Origin of the sequence: Paraburkholderia sp. RL17-373-BIF-A (genome assembly GCF_046030175.1) — a bacterium.
Lineage (GTDB): Bacteria > Pseudomonadota > Gammaproteobacteria > Burkholderiales > Burkholderiaceae > Paraburkholderia.
Genome location: NZ_JARESO010000330.1, coordinates 1 through 819, shown reverse-complemented (window position 1 = coordinate 819; position 819 = coordinate 1). Strand labels below are relative to the sequence as shown.

Annotated in this window: 2 pseudogenes; one reads left to right on the top strand and one right to left on the bottom strand. The window is 59.3% G+C overall.

The annotated features are described in order from the left end of the window. Positions 1-51: 51 nt before the first annotated feature. Positions 52-282, top strand: a pseudogene (locus P0D80_RS50685) (hypothetical protein); the annotation flags it as partial. Between the two features lie 47 nt (positions 283-329). Here P0D80_RS50685 and P0D80_RS50680 read toward each other — a convergent pair. Continuing rightward, positions 330-736 (bottom strand): annotated as a pseudogene (locus P0D80_RS50680) (transposase); the annotation flags it as partial. Positions 737-819 lie beyond the last annotated feature (83 nt).

The window sequence follows — 819 nt, the reverse complement described above, 5'->3', positions numbered from 1 at the left end:
CAGGCGAAGCACTTCACGAATTTTACGCATGGTCAACTTTGGGTATGCCATGTGGCTCCCGACAAAGTGTCGAGCGTGCCACGGTTGCCCCGCGTCGCTACCTCATGCGGCGACTGTCCAGCTTCACGTGAAATCGCTGTCCAGCTTGGTGTGAAATACGCAGTGGCGCCAATACGCCGATCCCGGAATGGCTCCATAACGCCGGTCAGTGACACGATCCCGCACACGCATGTGCGACGCACGCTAAGCGTACGCGCCGATCTGCAGCAGGTGCGCATCTTCGATGGCGCCCAGGTCATCGCCAGTCACCCCCGCAGCTATGACCGGGAACAGACCGTCTTCATCGGTCGTCCCCCGGCAGCAATGGTGAGCGCGCAATCAATTTTTTTGCCCGGCCGTACTCCACTGCTTCGCGGAGGATTTCCACTTCCATCGTCTTCTTGCCCAGCAGTCGCTGGAGTTCACGAATCTGCTTCATCGCCTCGGCCAGGTCGGATGCCGGTACCACCTGCTCGCCGGCACTGACTGCTGACAGGCTTCCGTCCTGATAGAGCTTGCGCCAGGCGAAAACCTGGTTTGCATTCACCTGATGACGACGGGCAACTCCGGAAACGGTTGCGCCGGGCTCGAAGGTTTCGCGCACTATCGCGAGTTTCTCCTCGACAGAGCGCCGGCGGCGCTGTTCGGGCTGGGTCAAAACTTCAATGGGTTCCACGTTAGAGCTGGGCTTAAACATAGGCGTAAGACTACCTCAAAGTTTAAGCGTTACCTCGTGTCCGGCTTTCGCAGGGGCCGGCCCAATGATCTGCCATCCACCGA